The sequence below is a fragment of the Novosphingobium lentum NBRC 107847 genome (genome assembly GCF_001590965.1).
GTDB lineage: Bacteria > Pseudomonadota > Alphaproteobacteria > Sphingomonadales > Sphingomonadaceae > Novosphingobium > Novosphingobium lentum.
In genome coordinates this window covers 1-1,348 of record NZ_BCTW01000046.1, presented here as the reverse complement: position 1 = coordinate 1,348, position 1,348 = coordinate 1, and the positions used below count along the sequence as shown (strand labels likewise).

Annotated in this window: 2 pseudogenes; both read left to right on the top strand. The window is 59.1% G+C overall.

From position 1 onward, the window contains the following. Positions 1-694: pseudogene (locus tag NL2_RS21495) on the top strand (hypothetical protein); the annotation flags it as partial. 310 nt (positions 695-1,004) lie between these two features. Next, positions 1,005-1,348: pseudogene (locus NL2_RS21550) on the top strand (hypothetical protein); the annotation flags it as partial.

The window sequence follows — 1,348 nt, the reverse complement described above, 5'->3', positions numbered from 1 at the left end:
CCAGAAGGCGCAGCAGTATTTCTCGATGCTGCAAAACCAAAGCGATCCGGCGAGCGGTGTCACGCGTCAGGCCAACATCGTCGGCAACTGGGTGTCCATGGGACCGAGTTCGATCCGCGGCACGCCGATCTATGGTGCCGACTACGACGAGGCGCATTCCACCTTTCCGGGTCATGCCCAGTTGTACGTAAGCGGCAATATCGATGGACGCCGCCGGTCCGCGTCCGACGATGAGCGTTTGTTCCTCGATCCGCTGGACTGGAAATATGCGCTGCCAGGGATTGTCGGCACGTTCTCGGTCGAGCAGTTTTCGAGCGCGGACCAGGCCGTGCGCGACATCCTGGCATTTGGCGGCGCCTTCCCGCGCGATTCTTCCGACCAGCGCGCGGTGGCCAACTTCCTGTCCTGCGGCGGTGCGATCATCGACGACCCGTCACAAGTCGGCGGATGGCCCGCGCTGCTAGGGGGCACGCCATATCCCGACGCGGACAACGACGGCATCGATGACCGTTGGGAAGCAACGCATGGGGTAAGCGATCCGAACGCCGATGCGGACGGCGACGGATACACCAATCTCGAGGAGTTCCTCAACGAACTGGCCGGAGATCAATCCTCGACCGGCACTCTGGTGGTCCACGTCGGTAGCGGCACAGGAGTGATTCCAGCGATCAATTGTGGGCTTCCGGTCGCGTGACGATCGCTGTCCACGATGACGCAGTCGCCCAGTGACGGCGAGTCGGAACACGGACGAATCGAAATTCGCCGCTTTGCCGAAAAAATAATCAGCCCGCCGTCAGCACATTCTTAACCACATTTCTTTGGCAATTACCCGACCTGAAAGATTTCGATTTTTCGAGTCGATCACGATGATTTTTCAGAAGGAACCACAACAAAATAACAGCTGAATTATTACATTTTGAAATATTTGTTCACAAAAATTTAAATCTCAAAACAGAAAACACCCGAATTGCTTGAATCGGGATGTTCTTCGGGAAGCCATCAACATGAATAGAAATGTGCTTGCGGTCGGCGGCGTGCTTTTCGCCGCCATGACGGCCTATGCCGCAACGACCGGTACTACCACGAAAACCGGCGACAAGGTCGTCGTCCTTCCGTCTCCGACGCCGACGCCGGCTCCGACATCGACGCCAACTCCCAACCCCACGCCGACGCCGGCACCGACATCGGGATCGATCACGCCTCCGTCGATCGGCCTGTACAACCCGGCGAAGCTTCGGGACGGACGCCAACGCGCGTTTCCGACGGCGGAAGGGTTCGGCGCTGGCGCTACTGGCGGACGCGGCGGCCCGGCCATTCCCGTGACGACACTGGCCGACTCAGGTTCAGG